Source organism: Variovorax sp. EL159 (genome assembly GCF_900100965.1).
GTDB lineage: Bacteria > Pseudomonadota > Gammaproteobacteria > Burkholderiales > Burkholderiaceae_C > Variovorax.
This window is the reverse complement of the sequence record NZ_FMUJ01000007.1, coordinates 175,917-199,788: the sequence shown is the minus strand read 5'-3', so window position 1 is coordinate 199,788 and position 23,872 is coordinate 175,917. Positions and strand designations below refer to the sequence as shown.

The following is a 23,872-nucleotide window of genomic DNA, read 5'->3' as shown; positions in this document are numbered from 1 at the left end:
CCAACACCGAACCCTGTGCCGAAGGAGATCCGAATGTCCGAGAACCCGTCACGCCGCGACCGCGCGCGTGAGCCCCTTGCCCCCGCCGCGCTCTTGCCCGTCACGCATGCCGTGCACAAGGCCCTGCTGTGCCTGTTCGCCGCCGTGACGCTGCCCGCCGCGGCATGGGCCGCCGAGCCCGCTGCCGGCCAAGCGGCGGCGCGCACGCAGAACCAGTCGGCCAAGGCCTACCGCATCGACGCGGGTCCGTTGTCATCGGTGCTGGGTCGTTTCGCGGCGGCCGCCGGCGTGGCCTTGTCGTTCGACCCCGCCAGCACCCGCACCCTGAGTTCCAGCGGTATCCAGGGCAGCTACACGGTGCACGCGGGCTTTGCCGCTTTGCTGGCCGGCACCGGGCTCGAAGCCGTGGAAGGCGGCGTGGGCGAGTTCACCTTGCGCAAGGCGGCGCCCGAGCCGCAAGCGGCCGCATCCAGCAGCGAGCCCGACACCGACGCAGACGGCACGCTGCCCGCCGTGCGCGTGGTGGCCCGCGCGGCGCCCGCGCCCTCCGACGCGGACGACCGTTACCAGCCCACGCCCGACGCATCGACCCTGCGCACCACCGCGCCGGTGCTCGACATTCCGCAGGTGGTCAATGTGGTGCCGGCCCAGGTGATCCGCGACCAGCGCCCGCGCAACATCGACGATGCACTCAACAACGTCAGCGGCATCACGCAGGGCAACACCCTGGCCAGCACGCAGGACACCATCATGAAGCGCGGCTTCGGTGGCAACCGCGACGGATCGATCATGCACAACGGCATGCCGCTGGTGCAGGGCCGGGGCATGAACGCGGCGGCCGAAAGCGTCGAGGTGCTCAAGGGCCCGTCGTCGCTGCTGTACGGGATCATGGACCCGGGCGGCGTGATCAACGTGGTCAGCAAGAAGCCGCAACTGCGCCAGCGCACGGCCGTATCGCTGCTCGGATCGGGCTACGCCAACGGCCGCACCGGCACCGGCGCCACGCTCGACACCACCGGCCCCATCGGCGAGAACGGCCTGGCCTACCGGCTGATCGTCGATCACGTCGACGAAGACTACTGGCGCAACTTCGGCACGCACCGCGAGACCCTCGTTGCGCCATCGCTCGCCTGGTATGGCGACGACACGCAGGCCGTGCTCTGGTACGAGTACCGCAAGTACGTCACGCCCTTCGACCGTGGCACCGCGCTCGACCCGCGCACCCAGCGTCCGCTGAACCTGCCGAAGACGCAGCGGCTCGATGAACCCTTCAACGAGATGCGGGGCGAAACCCACCTGGGCCAGCTCTCGGTCGACCACCAGTTCGGCGGCGGCTGGGCCGGCCACCTGAACCTCAGCTACAACCGCGAGACCTACGACGCCAACCAGCTGCGCGTGAACGGCCTGAACGCCACGCGCGGCACGCTCACGCGCAGCAACGACGCAACGCACGGCGCGCTGAGCACCGACAGCTACGGCACCGCGTACGTCGACGGCAGCGTGCAGCTGGCGGGCATGCGGCACGACCTGCAGTTCGGCGTGGACGCCGAGTACCGCAAGATCTACCGCGCCGACCTGCTGCGCCAGGCCACCACGCGCACCTTCAGCTACCTGTTCCCGGTGTACGGCCTCGAGCTGCCTTCGAGCACCGTGTCGGCCAGCGACAGCGATCAGACCGACAAGCTCCACAACCAGTCGCTGTTCTTCCAGGACTCGATCCACCTGAACGACAAGTGGATCGCCGTCGCCGCCTTGCGCTACCAGGCATGGACGCAGACGGCAGGGCGCGGCCGGCCGTTCAAGGTCAACACCGACACCGACGGCTCCAAGGTGCTGCCGCGCGTGGGGCTGGTCTACAAGTGGAGCGACACCGTCTCGCTGTACGGCAGCTACACGCAGTCGCTCAAGCCCGCGTCGACCATCGCGCCGCTGTCGAGCGGCTTCGTCCTCGACTCGGCCGTGCAGCCGGAAACCGCCAAGTCGTGGGAGTTCGGCGCCAAGCTCGACATGCCGGGCGGCATCACCGGCACCGTGGCCCTGTTCGACATCCACAAAAAGAACGTGCTCGTGTCGCAGTTCAACGACGTGACCAAGCTGACCGACTGGCGCACCTCGGGCGCCGCGCGTTCGCGCGGCCTCGAGATCGACTTCGCGGGCCAGCTCGGCAAGCGCTGGAGCGCCATCGGCAGCTATGCCTTCGTCGATGCGAAGACCACGCAGGACCCGCTGTACGCGGGCAACCGGCTCTGGAACGTGGCGCGCCAGACGGCATCGATCTCGGCCGTGTACGACGCCGGCCCGGTGTTCGGCGGCGAAGGCCGGCTGCGCCTGGGCGCGGGCGCGCGCTACGTCGGCAAGCGCGCGGGCGACTCCGCCAACAGCTTCGAGCTGCCGGCCTACACCACGGTCGATGCTTTCGCCACGTACGACACGCGCATGTACGGGCGCAAGGTGAAGTTCCAGCTCAACGTGAAGAACCTGTTCGACAAGACCTACTACCCCTCGGCCGTCAACACCTACTTCATCTCGATGGGCGATGCGCGCCAGGTGTCGCTGCTGACCACCTTCGAGTTCTAGGATGAATCCGCTCATGCATCTCTCGCGCCGCGCCGCTTCTCTCCTCATCGCATGCGGGCTGCTGGCCGGCCTGCAGGCCGCGCAGGCGGCCGAACCTGCCGCCTCTGCAACTTCCACCGCTGCAGGCAACGGGCGCAAGGTCGTGCTGCTGGTGCAGCGCAGCGGCCCGAACCTGCCGGTCGATGAAAAGATCCGGCAGCACATCGAATCGCGCGGCTACGCCGTCACGCTGCAGGACCAGTCGGCCAGCCCCACGGTGGCGAACGGCTCGGACCTTGTCGTCATCTCGTCCACCGTCGCGGCCAAGGACGTGAGCGGCGCGTGGCGCCAGTTGCCCGTGCCCCTGCTCACCTGGGAGAACGACCTGCTGGACGACCTCGCGATGACCGGCAAGCGGCACGACGTCGACTTCGGCGAAGCGCCCAAGGAGCGCTACCTCTGGATCGTGAACGCACCACACCCGATGGCGGCGGGGCTCGCCGCCGGCGTGAACAACGTCTACGTGAAGCAGGCCGCCATGAGCTGGGGCAAGCCCGGCCTGGGCGCCACCACCATCGCCACGCTCTACGGCCAGCCCGAGAAGGCGGCGATCTTCGGCTACGAGAAGGGCGCGACGATGGACTACGAATCGCTCGCCCCGGCAAGGCGGGTGATGTTCTTCCTGGACAACGACACCTTCACCAACCTCGCGCCTTCGGGCCGGCAGCTGTTCGACGCGGCGATCGACTGGGCAGTGGGTGCGCGATAAATGAAACTCCCCGGACTGCGCCAGATCTGGTTCCAGCTGCATTGGCTGATCGGCATCACGGCCGGCACGGTGCTGGTCGTGATCGGCCTGAGCGGCGCGGTCCTTTCGTTTCATGAAGAGCTGCTGGACGCAATGAATCCGGGCGGGCGCGAAGTGCCCGCGCAGGCCGCACCGGCGCTCACGCCGCCGCAACTGCTCGGCGCCGTGCGGCAGGCCTTCGGCGAACGGCAGGTCGGCACGCTCACCGTGTACGCGGCACCGGGCGCAGCGGCCCGCGTCATCTTCGCGCCGCCCAAGGGCGAGCGGCGCGGCGAGACCGTCTACCTCGATCCGTATTCGGGCGCCGCACTGCCGCCGCTCGTGGGCGCCGATTTCTTCGAGTGGATCGAGGAACTGCATCGCTGGCTGCTGCTGCCGCGCGAGCAGGGCAAGACGACGGCCGGCGTGCTGGCCGGCGGCCTGTTGCTGCTGTCGCTCTCGGGCCTGTACCTGCGATGGCCGCGCCGGCCGCTCGACTGGCGCGCATGGTTCACCTTCGACACCGCCCTCAAGGGCCGTTCCTTCTTGTGGGGTCTGCATTCGGTGATGGGCACGTTCGCGCTGCTGATGTACATGGTGCTCACCACCACCGGCATGTACTGGGCCTTCGATGCATTGCGCGACACCGTCGACGTGATGGTGGGCGGTGCACGAACGGCCGCGCGGCCAGCGGCCGGTGCGGCGGCGGCACCGCGTGTGCGCAACATGGCGCGCGCGGACGCGGGCGCGGTCGACATCGCGCCGGCATGGGCCGCCTTCGAGCAACTCGCCAAGGACTCCAGTGGATGGAGCCAGGCGATCCTGCGCGTGCCTTCGGGTGCCACGCCCTCGGTGCTCTTCACCTGGCTGGACGCCGATCCGCCGCACGACCGTGCGCGCAACCGCACGACGGTCCGGCTGCCCGACGGCGAGGTCACGCAGGACGAGCGCTACGCTGCCAAGTCGCAGGGCGGACGCTTCCTGGCGGCGATCTACCCGCTTCACATGGGCACCTACTTCGGCTTGCCCGGACGCATCGCGATGCTGCTGGCGTCGCTGATGCTGCCGGTGTTCGCGGTCACGGGCTGGATGCTGTACCTCGACCGGCGGCGCAAGAAGCGCGCGGTTCGTGCCGAGCGCGCAGCGCTTGGCACGGTGCCCCGGCCCGACGACGGCGCGCTGCCCGAGCGCGTGCTGCTGGCCTTCGCCAGCCAGTCGGGCGTGGCCGAAGGCATCGCGTTGCGCAGTGCCGCCGCGCTGCAGGCTGCCGGCGTCGCCGTCACGCTCGCGTCGCTGGCGCGGCTCGATGCCGGGCAGTTGCGCGACCACCAGCGCGTGCTGATGGTCGTCAGCAGTTTTGGCGAAGGCGGGCCGCCCGATATGGCGCGGCGCTTTGCGCAGCAGCTGTCGCAGTTCGGCGATGCAGTGCTTTCGCATCTGCGCTACGGCCTGCTGGCCCTGGGCGACCGGAACTACCCGCGCTTTTGCGGCTTCGGCCACACGCTCGACCAGGCGCTGGTGGCGGCCGGTGCGCAATCGATGTTCCCGATGATCGAGGTGGACAACGGCGACCCGGGCGCGCTCGCGGCCTGGCGGCACAAGCTCGGCGTGCTGGCCGGTGCGGGCGATGACCGCAGCGCCGGTCTGCCGGTGCCAGAGGTCGACGAGGTGCCCTTTGCCAACTGGACGCTGTCGGCACGCCGCCTGCTCAATCCGGACAGCATCGGCACGCCGCTGTACGAGATCGAACTCACGCCGGCGCATGGCGAGCTGCCTTCATGGCAGCCGGGTGCGCTGGTCGAGCTGCTGCCGCGCTTGCACGACGCCCAGTCGCGTGCCGACAACCTGGCGCCATTGGCGCCCCGGCGCTACTCCATCGCCTCGGTGCCAGAGGAAGGGCGTGTGCGCCTGCTGGTGCGTCAGGCGCGCCATGCGTCGGGCCTCGGCATTGCGTCTGGCTGGCTCACCGCACTTGCGCCGCAAGGTGCGGACATCGCGCTGCGCCTGTTGCGCAATCCGGGCTTCGAACTTGTCGACGGCGACGTGCCCTGCATCTTCATCGGCAACGGCTCGGGCTATGCCGGGCTGCGCGGACACCTGCGCGAGCGCATCGCGCGCGGGCATCGGCGCAACTGGCTGCTGTTCGGCGAACGGCAACGCGCGCACGACGCCTTCTTCATGGACGAAGTGGCGCAATGGCGCACGCAAGGGGCTATCGAGCGTGTCGATCTGGCCTTTTCGCGCGACCAGCCCACGCGCATCTACGTGCAGGACCGGTTGCGCGAGGCGGCCGACACGTTGCGCCGCTGGATCGGTGACGGCGCGGTGGTCTATGTCTGCGGCAGCGTGGCCGGCATGGCCGCGGGTGTCGATGCGGTGCTCGAAGACGTGCTGGGGCGCGCCGCGCTCGACGACCTCATCGCCGAAGGCCGCTACCGCCGCGACGTGTACTGAATCTGACATCGGCCGCTATCCGCAGCGGCGCGGTATGGCATCCGGTTGAAGTTTTTCGTGCGGGGGCTGCATCGCCTAGCATCCGGCGATGGTCACGCCCCCCGCTTTCGCCGTGTCGTTCTTCGCAGGCCTCGCCGCATGACCGATCCACTTCCCCGTCTGCGGATCAGGCAATTGCGCACCCGAACCGGCGGGCTCATCGACCTGGACGTGGCGGCGGGCGAATGCATCTGCATCCTCGGCAAATCCGGCTCGGGCAAGAGCGTCTTCCTGCGCCTCATCGCTGACATGGACCCGGGGGAGGGGGCCGTCGCGCTCGACGGCGTCGACCGCAATGCCGGCTCGGGCCCCGAATGGCGCCGCCGCGTGATCTACCAGGCGGCGGAGCCCGCATGGTGGGCGCCCACGGCGGCCGGGCATTTTCCGGAAGGCGTCGACGGGCCGCTGGCCGGCTGGCTGGCGGACGTGGGCCTGTCGGGCGATCTGCTCGCCACGGAGATCGCGCGCCTGTCCACGGGCGAGCGCCAGCGCATGGCGCTCCTGCGCTCGCTGGCGCGCAAGCCGGCCGTGCTGCTGCTCGATGAACCGACCGCCTCGCTCGACGCCAAGACCACGCTCGAAGTCGAAGCGCTGCTGTCGCGGCAGCTCGAGGCGGGCTTGACGATTCTGATGGTGACCCACTCGCAGGAGCAGGCAGACCGCATGGGTCACCGGCGTTTCGAGATGGCGCAAGGCCAGCTGCAGGCCATCGCATGACCACCATCCATCTCGACGCCACCGACCTGGTGCTCGCCACGCTGCTGGTGCTGCTGAACGCGGGTGCCTCGCTGATGCTGCACCTGCAACTGCATCGCCAGGTGCTGTGGGCCGCAACGCGCATGGTGGTGCAGCTTCTGCTGGTGGGGCTGGTGCTGCGCTTCGTCTTCAGCGCGGCGTCGCCGGTGGCAACGCTCACCATCGTCGTCCTGATGATCCTGGCCGCCGCCCGTGAGGTGGCGGTGCGGCCCGCGTGGCGGCTGAAGGGCGGTGGCAACTTCCGCATCGGCGCGGCGGCGGTCGGCGTGTCGAGCGTGGCGACGGTGGTGCTGGCGCTGATGACGGCGATCCGCCCGCAACCCTGGTACGACCCGCGCTATGCCATTCCGCTCATGGGCATCGTGCTGGGCAGCGTGCTCAATTCGGCCAGCCTCGGGCTCGATAGTTTCTTCGAGGGCGTGACCAAGGGCCGCGCGGGCATCGAGGCCCAGCTGGCGCTGGGCTCGACCATCCACCAGTCGCTCGCGGAGCTGATCCGCTCGTCGATCCGCCGGGGGATGATCCCGATCATCAACCAGATGTCGGCGGCCGGCGTCATCACGCTGCCGGGCATCATGACCGGCCAGCTGCTGGCGGGCATGGACCCGATCGAGGCCGCGAAGTACCAGATCCTGCTGCTGTTCCTGCTCACTGGCGCGGGCGGGCTGGCGGCCGCCGGCGCGGTCTACATGGCGGCGCGGTCGATGACCGACGAGCGCCAGCGGCTGCGCTCGGACCGGCTGCGCTGAGCGTCCGCGCGAGGCTCGCGGTCCGATCGGCGCGGATTGGATCGTTGCCTGCGTATAACCATCTGCTTACAATGAGAACGATTCGCAATAAGTGCTGCGATCGCATTGCAAGCCTTCATGTCTTCCTCCGAAGCCTCCATTCGCCTCGTGAACACGCTCTACAGCGACCATCAACCGTGGTTGCTGGACATGTTGCGCCGCAAGCTGGGCAATGTGGACAACGCGGCTGACCTGGCGCAGGACACCTTCGCGCGCATTCTTTCCTCCAATGAATCGGGGCCGCTGCGCGAGCCGCGCGCCTACCTGACGACCGTGGCGAGCCGCATCGCCGCCCAGTATTTCCGTCGCCTTGCACTGGAGCGCACGTACCTGGACGCGATCGCGCATCTCCCGGAGGCCGTGAGCCCTTCGCCCGAGACCCGGCTGCTGGTGCTCGAAGCCCTGGCGGCGGTGAGCCGCGTGCTCGACGGCCTCAAGCCGCACGTGCGCGAGATCTTCCTGATGGCGCAGCTCGACGGCATGACCTATCCGCAGATCGCCCTGCAGCTCCAGGTGTCCGTCAACGTCGTGCAAAAGGCGATGGTGAAGGCGTACCGCCACTGCTACGACGCCGTCTATGGCGAGTGAGTCCGGCACCACCCGCTTCGAGCGGCTCGTGTTCCGGCCCTCGGCCGATGCGCTCCGCCCCATCGATCCCGCCATCGTCGACCAGGCGGTGGCCTGGCTGGTGAAGATCCAGTCCGGCGGCGCGTCGGCCAGCGAAAGCGATGCCTGCGACCGCTGGCGCCAGTCGCACCCCGACCACGAGCGCGCCTGGCTGCGCCTGTGCGGGCTGGGCCGCGACCTGCGCGAAGGCACCAGCGCCGTTACCCCGCAGATCGCCCGCTCGACCTTGCGCGGTGTCGATCGCCAGCAGCGCCGATGGGCGCTCAAGGCCGTGGCGGGCCTGGGTGTTAGCGCATGGGGCGCGTGGGGCGCATGGGCGATGCGGCACGATATCGCCGCGCTGAACGCCGACCACTGCACCGCCGCCGGCGAGCGGCGGCGCGTCGTGCTGGCCGATGGCACGCAGGTCATGCTGAACACGCGCACCGCGATCGACGTGCGCTTCGATGCGGCAACGCGCACGCTCCGGCTGCTGGGCGGCGAGATCATGGTGGCTACGGCCAAGGACGCCATGCGGCGCCCGTTCGTCGTGCTCGGCCGCGACGGGCGCATCGTGCCCATCGGCACGCGCTTCGTCGTGCGCGAGTTCGATGGCGACGGCGGCGAAAGAAGCGAGGTGACCGTGCTCGAAGGCGCCGTGGACGTGAGCGCGGGCGAGCGTTCCCAGGTGACCCGCGTGCCCGCCGGCAGCCGCGTGCGCTACAGCGCGGCGAGCGTCGGAGCCGTGGGCCATCTGGACGAAAGCGCCGCGGCCTGGGCCGACGGCAGCCTGGTGGTCGAGCGCATGCGGCTGGACGATTTCGTCGCCGAACTGGGCCGCTATCGCACCGGCGTGCTGCGCTGCGACCCCGCGGTGGCGAGCGTGCTGGTGAGCGGCTCCTTTCCGCTGGCCGACACCGATGCGGTGCTGGCCATGCTGGAAGAAACGCTGCCCGTCAGGCGCCAATCCCTGAGCCGCTACTGGGTGACGGTCGCGGCCCGGTAGGCCCGGTAAGGCGCCTCGAAAAAAACCCGCCGGAAAGTGGCAGGTTCCGGAATCTCGTGCATCAACGGAAAGAGGTGCCGCGAAAAGCAAGCGGTGCGGCTTCCATTTCCATCGATCACAGAGAGCTCTTCACATGGCATTCATCGCACGGCCCGAACGACGTTTCCGGCCCTCTCCACTGGCCGCGCTGGCCCGCGCCGGTTGCCTGTCCGCGGCACTGGGCGTGGCCGCCACGGGCGGGGCATCGGCCTGGGCGCAAGCCGCGCAGGCTGCAGGCCAGAGCCGGCCCTACGCCATCGCCGCCGGTTCGCTGGACAGCGTGCTGGGCCGCTTCGGCCGTGAAGCCAACGTGATGATCGCGATCGATCCGACGCTGACGAAGGGCCTGGACAGCCCGGGCCTGCAAGGCAGCTTCAGCGTGTCCGAGGGGCTTGATCGGCTGCTCGCGGGCAGTGGGCTCGAAGCGGTGCCGGGTGCGAGCGGTGGGTGGCGCCTGCGCAAGGCGGCGGGTGCGGCCGTGGTCGCACCGGCATCGGCGGCGTCGGGCAGCGAAGCGGGGGCTTCGGGTGCAACGCTGGCACCCGTCATCGTCAGCGCCCAGCGCGAGCGGCTCTACGACGTGCAGGACGTCAACGCCGGCGCGCTCGGTATCCGCTCGCTGCAGGACCTGCCGTTCGCCGTGGGTTCCTACACCGTGGACACCATCGAGGCCCAGCGTGCCCGCACCGCGCTGGACGTGCTGCGCAACGATCCGTCGGTCACACCGACCTCGGGCTTCTCGTCGTTCGACGGCGTGGCCGTGCGTGGCTTCTCGGCCAACTCCTTCAACAACGTGCGCCGCGACGGCCTGCTGGCCAACGTCTACAGCGACGTGCCGCTGGAGAACAAGGAGCGCGTCGATGTGCTCAAGGGCCTGTCGGGCTTTCTGTATGGCGTGGGCGAGCCCAGCGGCATCGTCAACTACGTGGTCAAGCGGCCGACGCGCGAGCGCTTTGCGAGCGTGACCGCCGAAGTGCGCAGCTACGGCGGGCGCTATGCGGCCGTCGATGCTGGCGGCCCGCTGGATGCCAACGGCACCGTCGGCTACCGCTTCAATGCCGCGACCGAGAAGGTCGGCGACTTCACCCACTTCGGCGACCTGAAGCGCGACTTCCTTAGTGGCGCGGTCGACATCAAGATCAACCGCGATGCGCTGCTTCAGCTCGACTTCGACTGGCAGCGCAAATCGCTGGCGGCCAGCGGCATGATCGGCCCGCGCAGCGACGGCACCGTGCTGGCCGCATCGCGCTTCAATCCGCGCACGCTGGTCGGCCAGCCCTGGGGCCAGTACAAGACCGACGCCTGGAACATCGGCGCGCGCCTCGACTATGCGCTGAACAGCAACTGGGACCTGACCGCGCAGCTGGGCTTCAGCCGCACCAAGCGCAATGCGCTGTTCTTCAATGCCTCGCAGATCGCGCCGAACGGCGATGTGCTCAAGGGCAACACGCGCTACGAGGCCGAGCCTTACCCCACCGCCGCCGGCCAGGTGTTCGCCACCGGCCGCTTCAAGACCGGCACGCTCGGGCACGAGACGGTCATCGGCTATTCGTACTCCAGCCTGCAATCGCCCGACGGGGACTACCAGCGCTTTCCGCAGCTCATCGGCAACGTCTTCCGGCCGCTGCCCTACCTGCAGCCCTACCTGGCTGATAACACCCACCTGCCCGCGAGCACCGCGCGGCAGAGCAGCGTGTTCGTGAGCGACACCATCAGCTTCACGCCGCAGTGGCAACTGCTGGTGGGCGCGCGCCACATCAGCTACAGCAGCGACATCGGCAGCAAGTACGACGGCACGCCCAAGTACACGACGCGCGTCACCGTGCCCACGCTGAGTGTGATGTTCAAGCCGTCGGAGCGCACCACCTTCTACGCCACTTATGGCGAAGGCTTCGAGCAGGGCGCCTACGCGCCGAGCTATGCCGAGAACGCGCTGCAGAAGCTCGGCCCCATCAAGAGCCGCCAGTACGAGATCGGCGTGAAGAGCCGGGTGCTCGACGGCCTGATGGTCACCGCCGCGGCCTTCGACATGGACAAGCCGCTGCAGGCCGTCACGCCCTCGGACAACATCTTTCGCCAGCAGGGGCGGCAGCGCCACCGGGGCGTCGAGCTCACGGCCAATGGCGAGATCACGCCGCAGCTGAGCGGCATTGCCGGCGCGTCCTGGCTCGATGCCGAGCAGCGCGAGACCGGCGATGCGGCGCTCGAAGGACGCCGCCCGAGCAACGTCGCGCGCTTCCAGGCCAACCTGTTCCTCGACTACCGGCTGACCTCGGTGCCGGGCCTGTCGTTCAACACGGGCATCTACCACGTGGGCAACCGCCCGCTCGACCGCGCCAACACGATGATCGTTCCGGCCTTCACGCGCTGGGACCTTGGCGCGGCCTACGTGACGAAGGTGCTGGGCAAGGCCTCGGTGGTCCGGCTGTCGATCGAGAACGTCACCAACAGGCGCTACTGGAGTTCCGTCAACTATGGCGGCGTGACGCAAGGCAACCCGCGCATCGTCCGCCTGGCGATGACGACGAATTTCTGAGGCGCGCGCAGCGATGAACACCTCTTCTTTTTCTTCCGTGCATCGCCGCCTCGCGCTGGCCGCGTGCCTTCTGTCGGCCGTGTTCTGCGTGCCCGCCGCCGCGCATGGCGTGTGGATCACGCAGCGCGCGGGCGAGCTGGCGCTGGTTCTTGGCGAAGGCGCCCTCGACGAAGCCTACGAGGCTCGGCAGGTTCACGAGGTGAAGGCTTTCACCGCGACTGGTGCGCCCACAGGCGTCAAGCTGCAGCCGCGCACCCGCAACGTGGTCGTCGAGCCCGATGCCGATGCGGCCGTGCTCTCGATGGCGGTCGAAGATGGCTTCTGGTCGCAGGGCGCCGACGGCAAATGGGTCAGCGGCTCGCGCCTGCAGGTGCCGGCCGCGCGCAAGGCGGGCTACTACATGAAGCTCGGCACCACCTTGCTCAAGCCGGTGCGGATGCCGTTCAAGCCGCTCGGCACTGCGCTGGAGATCGTGCCGTTGTCCGATCCGCTGAAGCTGCACCGGGGCGAGCGGCTGGCGGTCCGCGTCCTGTCGAACGGCCAGCCGGTGGCGGGCGCGGCGGTCATCGGCGACTTCATCGGCAACACCTCGGGGCCGCGCGTCAAGACCGACAGGGCGGGGCGGGCCACGCTCGTCGTCGGAAGCAGCGGCTTGAACGTGATCGCGGTTTCCCTCACGCGGCCGCGAAGCGACCGAAGCGAGGCGGATGAAGACGGGCTCGAAGCCACGCTGGCCTTCACGCTGCCGCGTGCCGGCGACTGATCGCCGCATGCGCATGGCAGGGCGGTGAGGGTGCGCCAACACTTCGTGCGGCTGCATCGGTGGGCGGGGCTCGTCACGGCCGCCTTCCTGCTGATGGCCGGGTTGACGGGCAGCCTGCTGGCTTTCGAGGACAGCCTCGAAGCCTGGTTGAACCCGGCGCTGTTCGTCGTCGATGCGCGGCCGGCGACATCGGCGCTCGACCCGTTCGTGTTGCGTGAAAGGGCACAGCTTGCCGCGCCGCCGCAGGCGCTGGTCGATACGGTGATCCTGAACCGGCATGACGGCCGTTCGCTGCGGTTCATTCTCTCGGCCCGCATCGACCCGAAGACCGGCCAGCCGTTCGCGCTCGATGTCGATGAGTTGTTCATGAACCCCTACAGCGCGGCGGTGCTCGGCACACGGTTGTGGGGCGCGTCGCTGTTCCGGCGCGAGACCGCCATCAGCTTCCTGTATCGGCTGCACTACTCCCTGGCGATGTCCGCGCCATGGAGCGCGCGTGTGCTGGGCGCGGTGGGACTGCTGTGGACGCTCAATTGCCTCATCGGCTTCGGCCTCACGCTGCCGCGCAGGGCGCCCGCTCGCAGTTCCACGGGCTCACTGCCAGGCTGGTGGCGGCGCTGGCGAAGCGCGTGGCGCGTGGCGCCATCCGGCAGCGTTGCGCGGCTGATGCTGGACCTTCATCGGGCGCCGGGCCTCTGGCTGTGGCCGGTGCTGCTGGTCTTCGCGTGGTCGAGCGTGATGCTGACTTTGCGCGACAGCGTCTACCGACCCGTCATGTCGCTGGGCGTCGTGTCGCAGGATCTCTGGGCGGGCGTGCCTTCGCGCCCGGTTCCGATGGCGCAACCCGTGCTCGATTGGCGAGCCGCGCATGCAGCCGGCAGGCAGGCGCTGTCGACGCTGGCCCGTGAAAAGAACTTCGTCGTCGAAGCAGAGCGCGACCTGCGCCTGGACCGCGCGCACGGCGTCTATGTGTACCGGGTCCGATCGAGCCTCGACATTCGGGACGCAGCCGGTGCGACCGCCGTGCTGATCGATGCCGACAGCGGCGCGTTGCGCGGATTTGCCGGCGGCGGCAAGGGCAATGTGCTGGAAGACTGGCTCGGTGCGCTGCACATGGCGCGCGTGTTCGGCACGCCCTACAAGCTTTTCGTCGCGTTGCTGGGGTTGGTCGTGGCGCTGTTGTCTGCCACGGGCGTGCTCATGTGGGTTCGCAGGACGCGTACACGCGCGGCTTCGTAGGTCGCAGGCTCGGTCAGTCCTCGGCCGGCGGAGCCACGTGCTCGTCGTACTGCGGCAGCGCGTCGGTGATCGTGAACCACGGCGCCTTCGAGCCCACGAAGATGTGCGCGCTCGGCCGGATCGCAGGGGCATCGACCAGCGTGCCCAGGGTGATGTGGGCGTACATGCCCTCGCGCACGATCGAATAGAGCAGCGAGCCGCAATGCCCGCAGTGCATGTCGCCCGCGTCCCGCTCGCCGAAGACCAGCAGCCTGTCTTCGCCCTGCGTGATCGCCAGCTTGCGGCGTTCGATGCCCGCGAAGGGCTTGAACGCCGAGCCCGTCGCGCGCCGGCAGTTGGCGCAGTGGCAGTTCAGCGCGTAGACGAATTCATCCGCGACCGCGTAGCGGACCGCGCCGCACAAGCACTGGCCGGTGAGCTGTCGCCGGGGCGCTTCTTCAGGAGCGGTCACAGGCCTTTCCTTTCTTGCCTCGGAGTGCAGACAGTGCGCTGCACCGGGCAACCTCAGCCCGCCAGGCCCACGAACACGTTCTGCACGTCGTCGTTCGCGTCGATGGCGGCCAGGAAGGTTTCGACTTCTTCCAGGTGCTCGGCGCTAAGGCTGGCCGGATCGACCGGGTTCTTGGGCTTGTAGCCCAGCTTGGCCGACAGCACGGTGAAGCCCTGGGCTGGCAGTGCGCGGCTCACGAGGTCGAGGTCGGTGGGGTCGGTCAGGAAGACGGTGGTGTTGCCTTCGCCGGCCGGCTCAAAGTCTTGCGCGCCGGCCTCGATGGCGGCCACTTCGGGGTCGGCGCCGGCGCCCGTGGGCTCGGCTTCGATCATGCCGACGTGGTCGAAGTCCCATGACACCGAGCCCGAGGTGCCCAGCTGGCCCTTGCGGAACAGCACGCGCATTTCGGGCGCGGTGCGGTTCACGTTGTCGGTCAGGCACTCGACCATCACCGGCACGCGGTGCGGCGCGAAGCCTTCATAGATGACGTGCTCGAAATGCACCGCCTCGCCCGTGAGGCCCGCGCCCTTCTTGATGGCGCGGTCCAGCGTGTCCTTGGGCATCGAGACCTTGCGGGCCTGTTCGACGACGAGCCGCAGGCGCGAGTTGGAGGCCGGGTCGGCGCCGTTGCGCGCGGCCATCATGATTTCCTTGGCGAGTTTGCCGAAGAGCCGGCCCTTGGCATTGGCGGCCAGATCCTTGTGTTTTGCTTTCCATTGCGCGCCCATGTCTGATTCCTTGAGGTGTGTGTTGCGGCCTTGTCTGGCTCTCGTCTGGTTCTCGGCAGAAGGGCTGGATGACCGGTTTGGGGCGACTACTGTAGCTGGAGCGCGGCCGGGAGGGAAACCGGGTGCGTGCCACCACTTGCCGGAGGCAGGAATCGGCCTTGTCGAGAGGCGTGCGCGCGTCATCCTCGATGTGCCGACAGCAGTTTTTTCCAAGTCGCGAAGGCGGATCGTGCCTACGCTGTGGCCATTCCTTCACCCCTCGGCATCGAACGACCACCATGCAGACCCACGACACGCGACAACAACGCCAGCAGACAGACATCTTTCATCGCCTGCACAGCGGCCCCGGCCCGCTGGTGCTGGTGAACGCATGGGACGCGGCCAGCGCGCGCATCGTCGAGCGCGCCGGTGCGCCGGCCATCGGCACGACCAGCGCCGGCATGGCGTGGTCATTGGGCCATGCGGACGGCGAGCGCATGCCGGCCGGCGAATTGCTCGCAGCCTGCGCGCGCATCTGCCGCGTGGTGAGCGTACCGGTGACGGTCGACATCGAACGCGGCTTTGGCGACAGCACGCAGGCGGTGTGCGACCTGGTGCGCGCGCTGATCGACATGGGCGTGGCCGGCATCAACATCGAAGACGGCGTGCTGCCGGGCATGCGCGAACTGGCACCGCCGGAGATCCTCTGCGAGCGCATCGGCGCACTGCGCCAGCTGGACGCGCGCTTTTTCATCAACGCGCGCACCGACACCCACTTCGTCGCCAACGACGACCCCGCCGCACGCTACCAGGACACGTTGCGCCGTGCGCAGCTTTACGCATCGGCGGGCGCCGACGGCATCTTCGTGCCGGGCATGGGCAGCCTCGAAGAAATCGCGGGCCTTGCGGATGCGGTGGCGCTGCCTGTGAATGTCTACGCCGGCCACACCAAGGCGCCGGCGGTCGATGTGCTCGCCAAGGCTGGTGCGCGGCGCATCAGCCTGGGGTGCGGCCCTTTGCAGGCGGCGCTCGGCCTGCTTGGCCGCATTGCCACCGAAGCATTCGACGACACGGCCCACGACGCCGGCTTTCGCACCATGGGCAGCGAGATGATCCCGGCCGGCGAGATCAACGCGCTGTTTCCGTCCACCCCTTGAGCATTCCATCGGCGCCAGCCGCCGCAGCCTGAAGCAGGGCGGGGGAAGGGCCGGCTGCAGGCGTTCGGGTACAGTGGCGGCCCCTTGCCGCAGCCGACATCCATCACCCCTTCTTCCCCGCACAGCATTCGCCTCGAGGCGGTCACGCTGGCGCGCGGCAACCAGCACGTCTTCGAGGGGCTGACGCTCCACCTGCAGGAGGCGCGCATCGGGCTGGTCGGCGACAACGGGGCGGGCAAGAGCAGCCTGTTCCGCCTCATCAGCGGGCTCGACCAGCCGCAGCAGGGGCGCGTCGTGGTGCATGGCTGCGACACGCAGACCGACCGGCGGCAGTTGTCGCAGCACGTGGGGCTGATGTTCCAGAATCCCGACGACCAGATCATCTTTCCGACCGTGGCCGAGGAGCTGGCTTTCAGCCTCACGGCACGCGGCGAGACGCGGCAGGCGGCGCGGCAGCGGGCGCGCGACTTCCTTGCGCAGCGCGGGCTCGACGCATGGGCCGGGCGCGCCATCGGCGAGCTGAGCCAGGGGCAGCGCCAGCAGGTGTGCCTGCTGGCATTGCAGATCAGCCAGCCCGCCACGCTGCTGCTGGACGAGCCCTTCGCCAGCCTCGACCTGCTGAGCCAGGCGCGGTTGGCGGCGCAGCTGGATGCCACCGACCAGCAGATCGTCTTGTCGACGCACCTGCTCGACCACGTGCACGACTTCGAGCGCGTGCTGTGGCTGGAGCAAGGCAAGGTGCGCGCCGACGGGCCGGGTCGCGAGGTCTGCGAGGCCTATGCCGCGAACGTGCGCGAGCGCGCCAGGGCGGAGCGGGGCACGTCGCATGCGTAGCCTCTATTCGGAAGAGCAGACGTGGATGCATGCGATTGCCGCGTGGATCAAGCTCGCGGTCTTGTCGGTGTGCGGCACGCTGCTGGTGCTGGTCGACAGGCCCGTGCATCTGGCCATTGCCTGCGCCGTGGTGCTGTTGATCTTCGCGTCGCTCGGGCGCCCCGCGTGGCGCCGCGTGCGCATGCTGGTCGGCGTGGCGATTGCCGGCGGCCTGATCGTCGGTTTTCACTGGGCGCTGGGCACGACGCCGCTGGGCGTGGCCAGTGCTTTGCGGCTGGCCAGCGCGGCCACGCTCGCGCTGATGCTGACGCTGACCACGCGCTTCAAAGACCTGCTGGCGGTGCTCGAAACCCTCATGCATCCGCTGCAGCGCCTTGGCGTGCCGACCGAGCGGATCGCGCTCGGCCTTGGCCTCATGCTGCGCTTCGCCGAAAATTTCTATGTGCAATGGCAGCGCCTGGACGATGCCTACCGCGCCCGTGCGGGGCACGGCGGCGGCCTGCGGCTGCTGGCGCCGTTGACCATCCGCACCCTGCAGACCGCGGAGCGCGTGGCCGATGCGCTGGCGGCGCGGCTGGGCCGCTGACTCCGAACCCTTTTTTCTGGACCGAGATTCCCATGACCACCACCGGCTCCCTCACTTCGTCCCGTTCCCTGTCGTACATCGCGCTGTTCGCGGCGCTGATGGCGGTGTTCGGGCTGATCCCCAAGATCGACCTGCCGTTCGGCGTGCCGATCACGCTGCAGTCGCTGGGCGTGATGCTGGCCGGCTGCCTGCTGGGGCCGCGGCGCGGGTTCCTGGCGATCGCGCTGTTCCTGCTTGCGGTGGCGCTGGGCTTGCCCCTGCTGCCGGGTGGGCGTGGGGGCCTGAGCGTGTTCGTGGCACCGGCCTCGGGCTTCCTGTTCGGCTGGATGTTCGGCGCCTTCACCTGCGGCCTGCTGATGCGCCGCATGGCGGGCGCCACAGGCACCGGGCTGCTGGCGGCGGCTTTTGTCGCGTCGGTGGTCGGCGGGATCGTGGTGGTCTATGCCTTCGGCATCGTGGGGCTCTCGTGGGTGGCCCACATGTCGTTGTCGCAGGCGGCGCTGGCGATGCTGGTCTTCATTCCAGGCGACCTGATCAAGTGCGGCATCTGCGCCATGCTCGTGCAGACGGTGATGCGCGGCATGCCGGGCTGGCGGCTCGACCGCGATTGATTTGCCCCCGGGCTATGCGCTGGGTCGCTTGAAGATGGTGGCCGACAGGTAGTCCTTGCGCGGGCCGTGCACCGTGTGCCGGATGACGAAGGTGCCGTCGCCCAGAAAGCGGTAGCTGCTGTCGTAGGTGTCGGGCGTGCACAGGTGCGTGGCCGATCCGGCGAGCGCGTCGCCGTCGCGCACGATGGCGATGCGATGAAAAAGGCGCGGCGGCTGCTCGGCGAAGAAAACTTCGAAGCCGCCCGGGGCGCGCTCGAAGAGGTATTCGCGGTGGCCGTCGAATTCCTTGCCGTCGGCCAACCGGATTCGGCCTTCCTCCCGGTACTTCAGCACCCCTGTGTCGAGCCGCGTGAACATGGCTGTGCCGGTCATGGAGGCCTGGCCTTCGATGGTCCGGTCGAGGTTCCAGGCGCCTTCCAGCCTGTCGAAGACAGCGTCCGGGCTGCCCCAGGGCGCAAAGGCCTCGGACGAAGGGGCGAAGGAAGGGGCTGGCGCGTTCATGCCGGCACTCTACGACAAGCCCTCATCTCCCTTTCTGACGGGTGATTGTTTCCAGCGTGTGAACACCGTGGTTCTGTTTGCTACGGGTTTCTACTTAGATATCGGCGCACAATTCATTCACAGACCGGCCCCCAAGCCGATCTGGATGAACAGGGCCCCGAGCGCGGTGGCCGCCCCCCAGAGGGACGGCAACCCACCCAAGACCGGTTCGAAATCATCCAAGTGCAAAAACAATTGAACTGAACTGAAGGAAATCCAAATGACCGCCTCGAAGCTCCTCTCCGCTGTTGCCGTTGCCCTGCTGGCTGCTGCCGGTTCCGCCCATGCCGAAACCTATGAAGGCGTGCATCAGCTGACCTCGGCCGCCAGCCGGGCCGATGTTTCCAGCCAGGCCGTGGTTGCCGCGCACAGCGCCAACCCCTACGCCACCGGTGCCAACTCCGGCCCGGCGCCAGTGTTCGTGTCGTCGACCAGCCGCGCTGCCGTGCGCAGTGAAGCCGTCGCCGCAGCACACAGCGCCGACCCGTACGCCGAAGGCGCATCGTCGGGCGTGGCCCCGATCGTTGCCAGCTCGGTGGACCGCGCTGCAGTGCGTGCCGCAGCCCGCGCTGCCGCCCACGGCGACGCAATGCCGCTGTAAGCAAGCCTCACAGCCGACGCCTCGCTCCGGCGGACGTTGTCTCAATAAGCCGGGCCATGCCAACGCATGGCCCGGCTTTTTTTGTGCGCCCGTCCCGCTCATGACGGGCTCACATTGCGTCCGTATCATGGGTCGGCATGGAACTTCTTGACCTGAACCCCCGCCAAACCGCCCTTATCTCCATCGATCTCCAGCGCAGCAACGTGGGGCGCCAGCTCGCGCCGCATGCCGCCGCCGACGTGGTGGAGCGAACCATTCACATCGCCGAGAAACTGCGCGCCGCGGGCGGCACCGTGGTCTGGGTGCGCGTCGACGTCTCGGCGCTGCTGAGCCTGCCGGCGGATGCATCCATCAGCCGGCCGCCCGGATCGCCCGTGCCGCCGCCCGAGTTTTCGGAACTGGTGCCCGAAGTGCAGGTGCAGCCTGGCGATGTGCGGATCACCAAGCGCCAGTGGGGCGCGTTCTACGGCACCGATCTCGACCAGCAACTGCGCCGGCGCGGCGTCAGGACACTGGTGATGAGCGGCATCGCGACCAACTTCGGCGTCGAGTCGACGGCGCGTGCGGCCTTCGACCGGGGCTACGAACTGGTGTTCGTGGAAGACGCGATGACGTCGCTGGCGGCCGAGCCGCACCATTTCGCGAACAGGGAGCTGTTCCCGCGCATGGGCCGGGTGCGTTCGACCGAGGCACTGCTGGCGGCCCTTGCGGCCGGCGGCACCGCGCGCTGATTCAGCGGGCGGGCAGCAGCCGCAGGCCGGCGACGAAGAAAGGCAGACCGTCGTCGGCCGCAGGGTCGTGCAGTTCGATGAACCACTGCGCTGCATCGCCGCCGAGCTCAGGGTTGGCGCAGAGCTCGCAGGCATAGACCAGCCGGTCGGCCCGCGCGTCGTCGCGATGCGCGACGGCCTCGTCGCAACAGGTATCGGACCGATCCGTCTCGCCGCCGAGCCCGTCGCCGGCGGCGCGCCGCATCAGGCGCATGACGATGCGCTCAGGCGCCACCGTGCGCTCGCCCGCCCGGGCCCGCGGCACCGTCGCGCGCAGGCGCAATTCGAGCGGCTCGCCGACGCGAAAGCCCTCGCCGCGCTCCAGCGACATGTTCTCCAGCGCCACGCGCACGCGGCGCCCTTCGCGCAGGCGCTTGACGACGAACATCACCGTCAGCACGGAAAAGGTCGCGAACACGGGCAGCCCGACCACCATCCAGAGCCACTGCCAGCCACCGGCCAGCGCCCAGGTCATCGCCTGGAAGCCGAAGACCGCGAAGAACGCCAGCACCGCGAGCGCGATCAGCCACGCCGCCCAGTCGGAGGCCGACTGCGGCACGCGCTCGATCGCCTGCGGCGCGTTGGACGTCCACTCGGTGGGCTCCCCGCCCGTGGGGGTGACGAGGTCGATGGAAGGAGGGTGGCGAGGCATGGGAAGGCGCCGAGCATAGCCATTCGCAAATAGCAGCCCCATCCCGGTGCGGTTCCCCGGCCAGAGCGGCTGTGAGCCCGCCGTGCGGCCAGGGCTTCCTTCGCCAAAAGGCGCATTGCCTTGCCCCCACGCATCCTTCATGATGGCAACGCGGAAGGAGGAGCCGCAAGGCTTCATGCTTTCGCATTACTGCGCCATCATGGTGCACACGGGCCAAAATACGAGGGCACTTTCGCCGAAAAAAAGAAAGCATGATCCGTCGCCGTTGACGCGGCAACCCCACACGCATGGCCCTTACTCTCGACCCCGAAGACACGCGCGGACGCATCCACGATCTGGTGTGGAGCGGCTTTTATCCCGACGCCGATGTCGAATGGATGATCACCGACGAGTACCTCGATCCCGACGAGATCACGGCCGAAGACCGCGCCTGGGTCAAGACCGAAGCCGAGCGTGCCTGCGCCGCCAAGCACGCCGCCGAGCGCGACTGGCCCGCGCAGACCGAGTACGACCGGCTCGACGCCGTCTTCGTGCAATTGCGCGATGAAAAGATCATCGCGTTGCACCGCGCCGGCAACTCGCTGGCCGACGGCCACGACGACGTGCGCGAGCAGTGGCGTGCCGCGGGGCGCCTGGCCTCGGGCATTCGCGGCTGCTGCTTCTATCACTCGCAAGACCTCGACACCGCGGTGCGCACCGGTCGCCTGTACCTGGCCTTCAGCGGCGGCATGATCCCCGAGATCACGCAGCGCGAGGCCAACACCGTCCTTGTCGGGAATCGCATCGTCGAGCTGCTGCGCGCAGCCGGCTTCGACGCGAAGTGGAGCGGCAACATCAACGAGCGCATCGAGGCCGACCTTGGCCAATGGCGCAAGCGAGGCCCCTCCGCGTGAGCGTGCAGGCCTGGCAGCCGCCGCGCCGCATCGACGCCATCGATTTCTGGCTGCGCTCGCGGCTGCTGGCCACGGCCCATGCGCTGCGCGAGACGCTGCGGCCTTCGGCCCGGCGATGGCGCGATGGCGATCACGCGCTGGCCGATGCGCCCGTGCTCGCGCAATACCGCACGCCCTTGTGGTCCGACGGGCGCGCGGACGAATTTCCTTTGGTCGCCGGCAAGGTGCAGAACCTGCGCGTGGCACGCCGTGCCTTCGATGCGATCGAGGTGCCGGCCGATGAGCTGCTGAGTTTCTGGCGCCAACTGGGCCGGCCGGGCGCATGGCGCGGCTTCGTCGTGGGCCGCGAATTGCGCGGCGGCTGCGTGGTGCCGACCCTGGCCGGGGGCCTCTGCCAGCTGTCGAATGCGCTCGCCACCGTGGCGGCGCGTGCCGGCTTCGAGCTGGTCGAGCGGCATGGGCACACGGCGCGCATCGAGCAGGCCGGGTCGGCCGACCACGATGCCGTCGATGCCACGGTGTTCTGGAACTACGTCGACCTCAAGCTGCGCGCAAAGCATGCGTGGCGGCTCGAAGTGGAGCTGACGGCCACCGAGCTGGTGCTGCGCATCCGAGCGCGTTCGCCGCTGGCGACGCCGGTTGCGGCCGTCGCGCTGCGGCGATCCGGTGAAGAGAGCGCTGCGCCGCAGGCACTGCCGCTCGCGCGCGGCTGCCTGAGCTGCGACCAGACGGCCTGCTTTCGCCATCGCCCTGCAGTCGACGTCGCGCCGCAAGGCCGCACCGGCGTTCTGGTCGATGCGTGGACGCCGGAGTTCGCGCGCTACCTGCAGGCGCATCACCCCGGCGCGGACCGCATGCAGCCGGTGCCCTTGCGGCTGGCGTTCTGGCGTGCACCCAGGCTCGGCTGGCATCGGGAGCCCGTGCCCGAAGGCGTTGCACCCGCGACATCGCCATGGGCCGCGAGCCTGCGCCGCGCGCTGTGGCAGCGGCTCTGGGCGCGGCACGCGGGCCGGCGCCAGGCCAGCCTGATCGATGGCCAACGCTGGATGGCGCAGGCTTTTGCCGCGCGCCTGAAGCCCGAGCACACGCAACTGGTGGTCGATCAGGCGTTGTTGCCGCATCTGCAGCGGACCGGCGCGCTCGACGGCCGCCGTGTCACCGTGCTGGCCAGTGCATTGCCCATGGCCGAGATCGAGCGCCGGCTCGATGCAGCTTCCGACCGCTGGCCCGGCGACGCCACGCTGCGCGACTTCCGTGTCGACCCTGCGCTCGTGCGGGCCGAGTCCATGGGGCTGGCTCGCGCCGCGGCCGTGGTCACGCCCCATGCGGAAGTCGCACGGCAACTTGCCAAGGCGGCGCCGCAGGCCGCGTTGTCGCGGCTCGACTGGGTGCTGCCCGGCACCAAGGCCCTCGCGGCGAGACGCGAAGATCTGCCACTCGTCGTGTTCGCGGCAAGCGCGCTGGCGCGTAAAGGCGCGCGCGAACTGGCCGCGGCACTGCAAGGCTGGCCATGCCGGTTGCGCGTGCTGGGCTCGCCGTCCGACGACGTGCGGCTCTGGCAGGGCATCGGCCATGTCGAGCACATGAACTGGCAAGGCGATGGACTGGCCGGTGCCAGCGTCGTCGCATTGCCCGCGCACATCGAGCACGCGCCGCGTGCGCTCTTGCGTGCCGTGGCGGCCGGCCTGCCCGTGGTGGCCTCGACCGCCTGCGGCCTGGCTGCATGGCCGGGCGTGCGCGAAGTGGCGGCTGGCGACGTGGAAGCCCTGCGCGCCGCACTGCAGACGGCCTGCAACACCTGACTGGAGAAAGACTTGGCATCGATCGAACAGGCCCGCGCGGCCCTGGCTCCGCACGGCGAGCTGGCGCCGCAACCGGCTGCGACGCATTGGCACGGCGACATTCCGCTGCCGCCCGCCATCGCAATGTTCTACGAACAGGTCGGCCCGCTCGGCGAGTGGGTCAACGACCGCGTGGGTTACGCGGGCCTCACGGTCCCGAACGTTGGCAATCCCTTCTGCATTCCGCCGCTCTCGCGCCTGTGGCATTTGCAGGCCGGCTACCGCTGGCACGGCATCACCGGCGAGCGCCTGGCCGACTGGCCCGACCATTGGCTGGTGGTGGCCGACCAGGGCGCGGACCCGTTCATCTTCGACCTGCGCACGGGTGCGATCCGGTTCGCGCGGCACGGCGCGGGCGCGTGGCAGGACGACGAGCCGATCTTTGCCGACATCCTGCAGATGGCCGCCTGCCTGGGCACCGTGGGCCAGTTCGTGGAAGAGGCCGGCGACGACCTGTTCCTGGACGACGACAGCGTCGACCCGGTGCAACGCGCGCACCTGGTAAAGCGGCTCGTGTCGCTGCTTGGCGACGCCGCCACGGCCGAAGCCATCGTGGATGAATTCGGCTGGTAGCAGGCGCATGACCGCGGCAGGCAACAGGGTGCAGGGAGAATCGCGGGC

General features: G+C 69.1%; 23 protein-coding genes. 19 read left to right on the top strand and 4 right to left on the bottom strand.

Annotation, left to right across the window (positions count from 1 at the left end; genetic code table 11):
- Positions 1-33 precede the first annotated feature (33 nt).
- The 10 genes from BLQ28_RS26710 to BLQ28_RS26665 all read left to right on the top strand — a co-directional run bounded on the left by BLQ28_RS26710 (position 34) and on the right by BLQ28_RS26665 (position 13,569).
- A complete protein-coding gene (locus BLQ28_RS26710; RefSeq protein WP_093246350.1) occupies positions 34-2,577 on the top strand; it encodes a TonB-dependent siderophore receptor in 2,544 nt (847 codons plus the stop codon).
- A gap of 1 nt (position 2,578) precedes the next feature.
- On the top strand, positions 2,579-3,325 hold the full coding sequence (locus BLQ28_RS26705; protein ID WP_093246349.1) for a hypothetical protein: 747 nt from the start codon (positions 2,579-2,581) through the stop codon (positions 3,323-3,325).
- Entirely contained in the window at positions 3,326-5,797 is a 2,472-nt protein-coding gene (locus BLQ28_RS26700) for a PepSY domain-containing protein (protein WP_093246348.1), read from the top strand.
- A gap of 174 nt (positions 5,798-5,971) precedes the next feature.
- Positions 5,972-6,553: an ABC transporter ATP-binding protein gene (locus tag BLQ28_RS26695; protein ID WP_256327471.1), complete on the top strand. Its 582-nt coding sequence runs from the start codon at positions 5,972-5,974 to the stop codon at positions 6,551-6,553.
- Positions 6,550-7,341, top strand: a complete 792-nt coding sequence (gene fetB / locus BLQ28_RS26690; RefSeq protein ID WP_093246346.1) for an ABC transporter permease — start codon at positions 6,550-6,552, stop codon at positions 7,339-7,341. The genes BLQ28_RS26695 and fetB overlap by 4 nt, the downstream gene beginning before the upstream one ends.
- 117 nt (positions 7,342-7,458) lie before the next feature.
- Positions 7,459-7,968 (top strand): sigma-70 family RNA polymerase sigma factor, encoded by a 510-nt coding sequence (locus BLQ28_RS26685; protein WP_093246495.1) that lies wholly within the window; start codon positions 7,459-7,461, stop codon positions 7,966-7,968.
- Complete coding sequence (locus tag BLQ28_RS26680) at positions 7,958-8,992, top strand: FecR domain-containing protein (RefSeq protein WP_093246345.1); 1,035 nt, start codon at positions 7,958-7,960, stop codon at positions 8,990-8,992. Before BLQ28_RS26685 ends, BLQ28_RS26680 begins: the two co-directional genes overlap by 11 nt.
- A 133-nt stretch (positions 8,993-9,125) precedes the next feature.
- Complete coding sequence (locus BLQ28_RS26675; RefSeq protein ID WP_093246344.1) at positions 9,126-11,567, top strand: TonB-dependent siderophore receptor; 2,442 nt, start codon at positions 9,126-9,128, stop codon at positions 11,565-11,567.
- Between the two features lie 13 nt (positions 11,568-11,580).
- Entirely contained in the window at positions 11,581-12,330 is a 750-nt protein-coding gene (locus BLQ28_RS26670) for a DUF4198 domain-containing protein (RefSeq protein WP_093246343.1), read from the top strand.
- A 24-nt stretch (positions 12,331-12,354) separates the two neighbouring features.
- Positions 12,355-13,569, top strand: coding sequence for a PepSY-associated TM helix domain-containing protein (locus tag BLQ28_RS26665; RefSeq protein ID WP_256327470.1), 1,215 nt, complete (start codon positions 12,355-12,357; stop codon positions 13,567-13,569).
- 13 nt (positions 13,570-13,582) lie between these two features.
- Here BLQ28_RS26665 and BLQ28_RS26660 read toward each other — a convergent pair whose 3' ends face one another.
- Together BLQ28_RS26660 and BLQ28_RS26655 are read right to left on the bottom strand one after the other, a co-directional pair.
- On the bottom strand, positions 13,583-14,020 hold the full coding sequence (locus BLQ28_RS26660; protein ID WP_176801234.1) for a GFA family protein: 438 nt from the start codon (positions 14,018-14,020) through the stop codon (positions 13,583-13,585).
- Positions 14,021-14,073: 53 nt separating this feature from the next.
- Positions 14,074-14,787 (bottom strand): YebC/PmpR family DNA-binding transcriptional regulator, encoded by a 714-nt coding sequence (locus BLQ28_RS26655; protein WP_093246342.1) that lies wholly within the window; start codon positions 14,785-14,787, stop codon positions 14,074-14,076.
- Between the two features lie 278 nt (positions 14,788-15,065).
- On the opposite strand from BLQ28_RS26655, the gene BLQ28_RS26650 reads away from it, so the two are divergent.
- The 4 genes from BLQ28_RS26650 (at position 15,066) to BLQ28_RS26635 (ending at position 17,954) form a co-directional block, all read left to right on the top strand.
- Entirely contained in the window at positions 15,066-15,923 is an 858-nt protein-coding gene (locus BLQ28_RS26650; RefSeq protein ID WP_093246341.1) for an isocitrate lyase/PEP mutase family protein, read from the top strand.
- A gap of 84 nt (positions 15,924-16,007) precedes the next feature.
- Positions 16,008-16,757, top strand: coding sequence for an energy-coupling factor ABC transporter ATP-binding protein (locus BLQ28_RS26645; RefSeq protein WP_093246340.1), 750 nt, complete (start codon positions 16,008-16,010; stop codon positions 16,755-16,757).
- Entirely contained in the window at positions 16,750-17,343 is a 594-nt protein-coding gene (locus tag BLQ28_RS26640) for an energy-coupling factor transporter transmembrane component T family protein (protein ID WP_093246339.1), read from the top strand. Before BLQ28_RS26645 ends, BLQ28_RS26640 begins: the two co-directional genes overlap by 8 nt.
- 32 nt (positions 17,344-17,375) lie before the next feature.
- Complete coding sequence (locus BLQ28_RS26635) at positions 17,376-17,954, top strand: biotin transporter BioY (protein WP_093246338.1); 579 nt, start codon at positions 17,376-17,378, stop codon at positions 17,952-17,954.
- 12 nt (positions 17,955-17,966) lie between these two features.
- Here the strand turns inward: BLQ28_RS26635 and BLQ28_RS26630 are convergent, their stop codons facing one another.
- Positions 17,967-18,455, bottom strand: coding sequence for a DUF6314 family protein (locus tag BLQ28_RS26630; RefSeq protein ID WP_093246337.1), 489 nt, complete (start codon positions 18,453-18,455; stop codon positions 17,967-17,969).
- A 259-nt stretch (positions 18,456-18,714) separates the two neighbouring features.
- Between BLQ28_RS26630 and BLQ28_RS26625 the strand changes: the two genes are divergently transcribed.
- Positions 18,715-19,095 (top strand): helicase SNF2, encoded by a 381-nt coding sequence (locus tag BLQ28_RS26625; protein ID WP_093246336.1) that lies wholly within the window; start codon positions 18,715-18,717, stop codon positions 19,093-19,095.
- A 137-nt stretch (positions 19,096-19,232) separates the two neighbouring features.
- Entirely contained in the window at positions 19,233-19,826 is a 594-nt protein-coding gene (locus BLQ28_RS26620; protein ID WP_093246335.1) for an isochorismatase family protein, read from the top strand.
- 1 nt (position 19,827) lies between these two features.
- Here the strand turns inward: BLQ28_RS26620 and BLQ28_RS26615 are convergent, their stop codons facing one another.
- Positions 19,828-20,517, bottom strand: coding sequence for a hypothetical protein (locus BLQ28_RS26615; RefSeq protein ID WP_093246492.1), 690 nt, complete (start codon positions 20,515-20,517; stop codon positions 19,828-19,830).
- 287 nt (positions 20,518-20,804) lie between these two features.
- On the opposite strand from BLQ28_RS26615, the gene BLQ28_RS26610 reads away from it, so the two are divergent.
- From BLQ28_RS26610 to BLQ28_RS26600, 3 genes are read left to right on the top strand one after another with little or no spacing between them, the layout of a single operon-like run.
- On the top strand, positions 20,805-21,410 hold the full coding sequence (locus BLQ28_RS26610; RefSeq protein WP_093246334.1) for a DUF6891 domain-containing protein: 606 nt from the start codon (positions 20,805-20,807) through the stop codon (positions 21,408-21,410).
- Positions 21,407-23,212 (top strand): VanW family protein, encoded by a 1,806-nt coding sequence (locus BLQ28_RS26605; protein WP_256327469.1) that lies wholly within the window; start codon positions 21,407-21,409, stop codon positions 23,210-23,212. Before BLQ28_RS26610 ends, BLQ28_RS26605 begins: the two co-directional genes overlap by 4 nt.
- Before the next feature lie 12 nt (positions 23,213-23,224).
- Positions 23,225-23,824, top strand: a complete 600-nt coding sequence (locus tag BLQ28_RS26600) for a hypothetical protein (protein ID WP_093246332.1) — start codon at positions 23,225-23,227, stop codon at positions 23,822-23,824.
- Positions 23,825-23,872 lie beyond the last annotated feature (48 nt).

Coding starts and splice junctions, on each gene's coding strand:
- BLQ28_RS26620 (WP_093246335.1), top strand. CDS start 19,233: ATGGAACTTCTTGACCTGAACCCCCGCCAAACCGCCCTTATCTCCATC.
- BLQ28_RS26700 (WP_093246348.1), top strand. CDS start 3,326: ATGAAACTCCCCGGACTGCGCCAGATCTGGTTCCAGCTGCATTGGCTG.
- BLQ28_RS26680 (WP_093246345.1), top strand. CDS start 7,958: ATGGCGAGTGAGTCCGGCACCACCCGCTTCGAGCGGCTCGTGTTCCGG.
- BLQ28_RS26710 (WP_093246350.1), top strand. CDS start 34: ATGTCCGAGAACCCGTCACGCCGCGACCGCGCGCGTGAGCCCCTTGCC.
- BLQ28_RS26675 (WP_093246344.1), top strand. CDS start 9,126: ATGGCATTCATCGCACGGCCCGAACGACGTTTCCGGCCCTCTCCACTG.
- BLQ28_RS26705 (WP_093246349.1), top strand. CDS start 2,579: ATGAATCCGCTCATGCATCTCTCGCGCCGCGCCGCTTCTCTCCTCATC.
- BLQ28_RS26685 (WP_093246495.1), top strand. CDS start 7,459: ATGTCTTCCTCCGAAGCCTCCATTCGCCTCGTGAACACGCTCTACAGC.
- BLQ28_RS26615 (WP_093246492.1), bottom strand. CDS start 20,517: ATGCCTCGCCACCCTCCTTCCATCGACCTCGTCACCCCCACGGGCGGG.
- BLQ28_RS26650 (WP_093246341.1), top strand. CDS start 15,066: ATGCAGACCCACGACACGCGACAACAACGCCAGCAGACAGACATCTTT.
- BLQ28_RS26610 (WP_093246334.1), top strand. CDS start 20,805: ATGGCCCTTACTCTCGACCCCGAAGACACGCGCGGACGCATCCACGAT.
- BLQ28_RS26670 (WP_093246343.1), top strand. CDS start 11,581: ATGAACACCTCTTCTTTTTCTTCCGTGCATCGCCGCCTCGCGCTGGCC.
- BLQ28_RS26655 (WP_093246342.1), bottom strand. CDS start 14,787: ATGGGCGCGCAATGGAAAGCAAAACACAAGGATCTGGCCGCCAATGCC.
- BLQ28_RS26630 (WP_093246337.1), bottom strand. CDS start 18,455: ATGAACGCGCCAGCCCCTTCCTTCGCCCCTTCGTCCGAGGCCTTTGCG.
- BLQ28_RS26640 (WP_093246339.1), top strand. CDS start 16,750: ATGCGTAGCCTCTATTCGGAAGAGCAGACGTGGATGCATGCGATTGCC.
- BLQ28_RS26635 (WP_093246338.1), top strand. CDS start 17,376: ATGACCACCACCGGCTCCCTCACTTCGTCCCGTTCCCTGTCGTACATC.
- fetB (WP_093246346.1), top strand. CDS start 6,550: ATGACCACCATCCATCTCGACGCCACCGACCTGGTGCTCGCCACGCTG.
- BLQ28_RS26625 (WP_093246336.1), top strand. CDS start 18,715: ATGACCGCCTCGAAGCTCCTCTCCGCTGTTGCCGTTGCCCTGCTGGCT.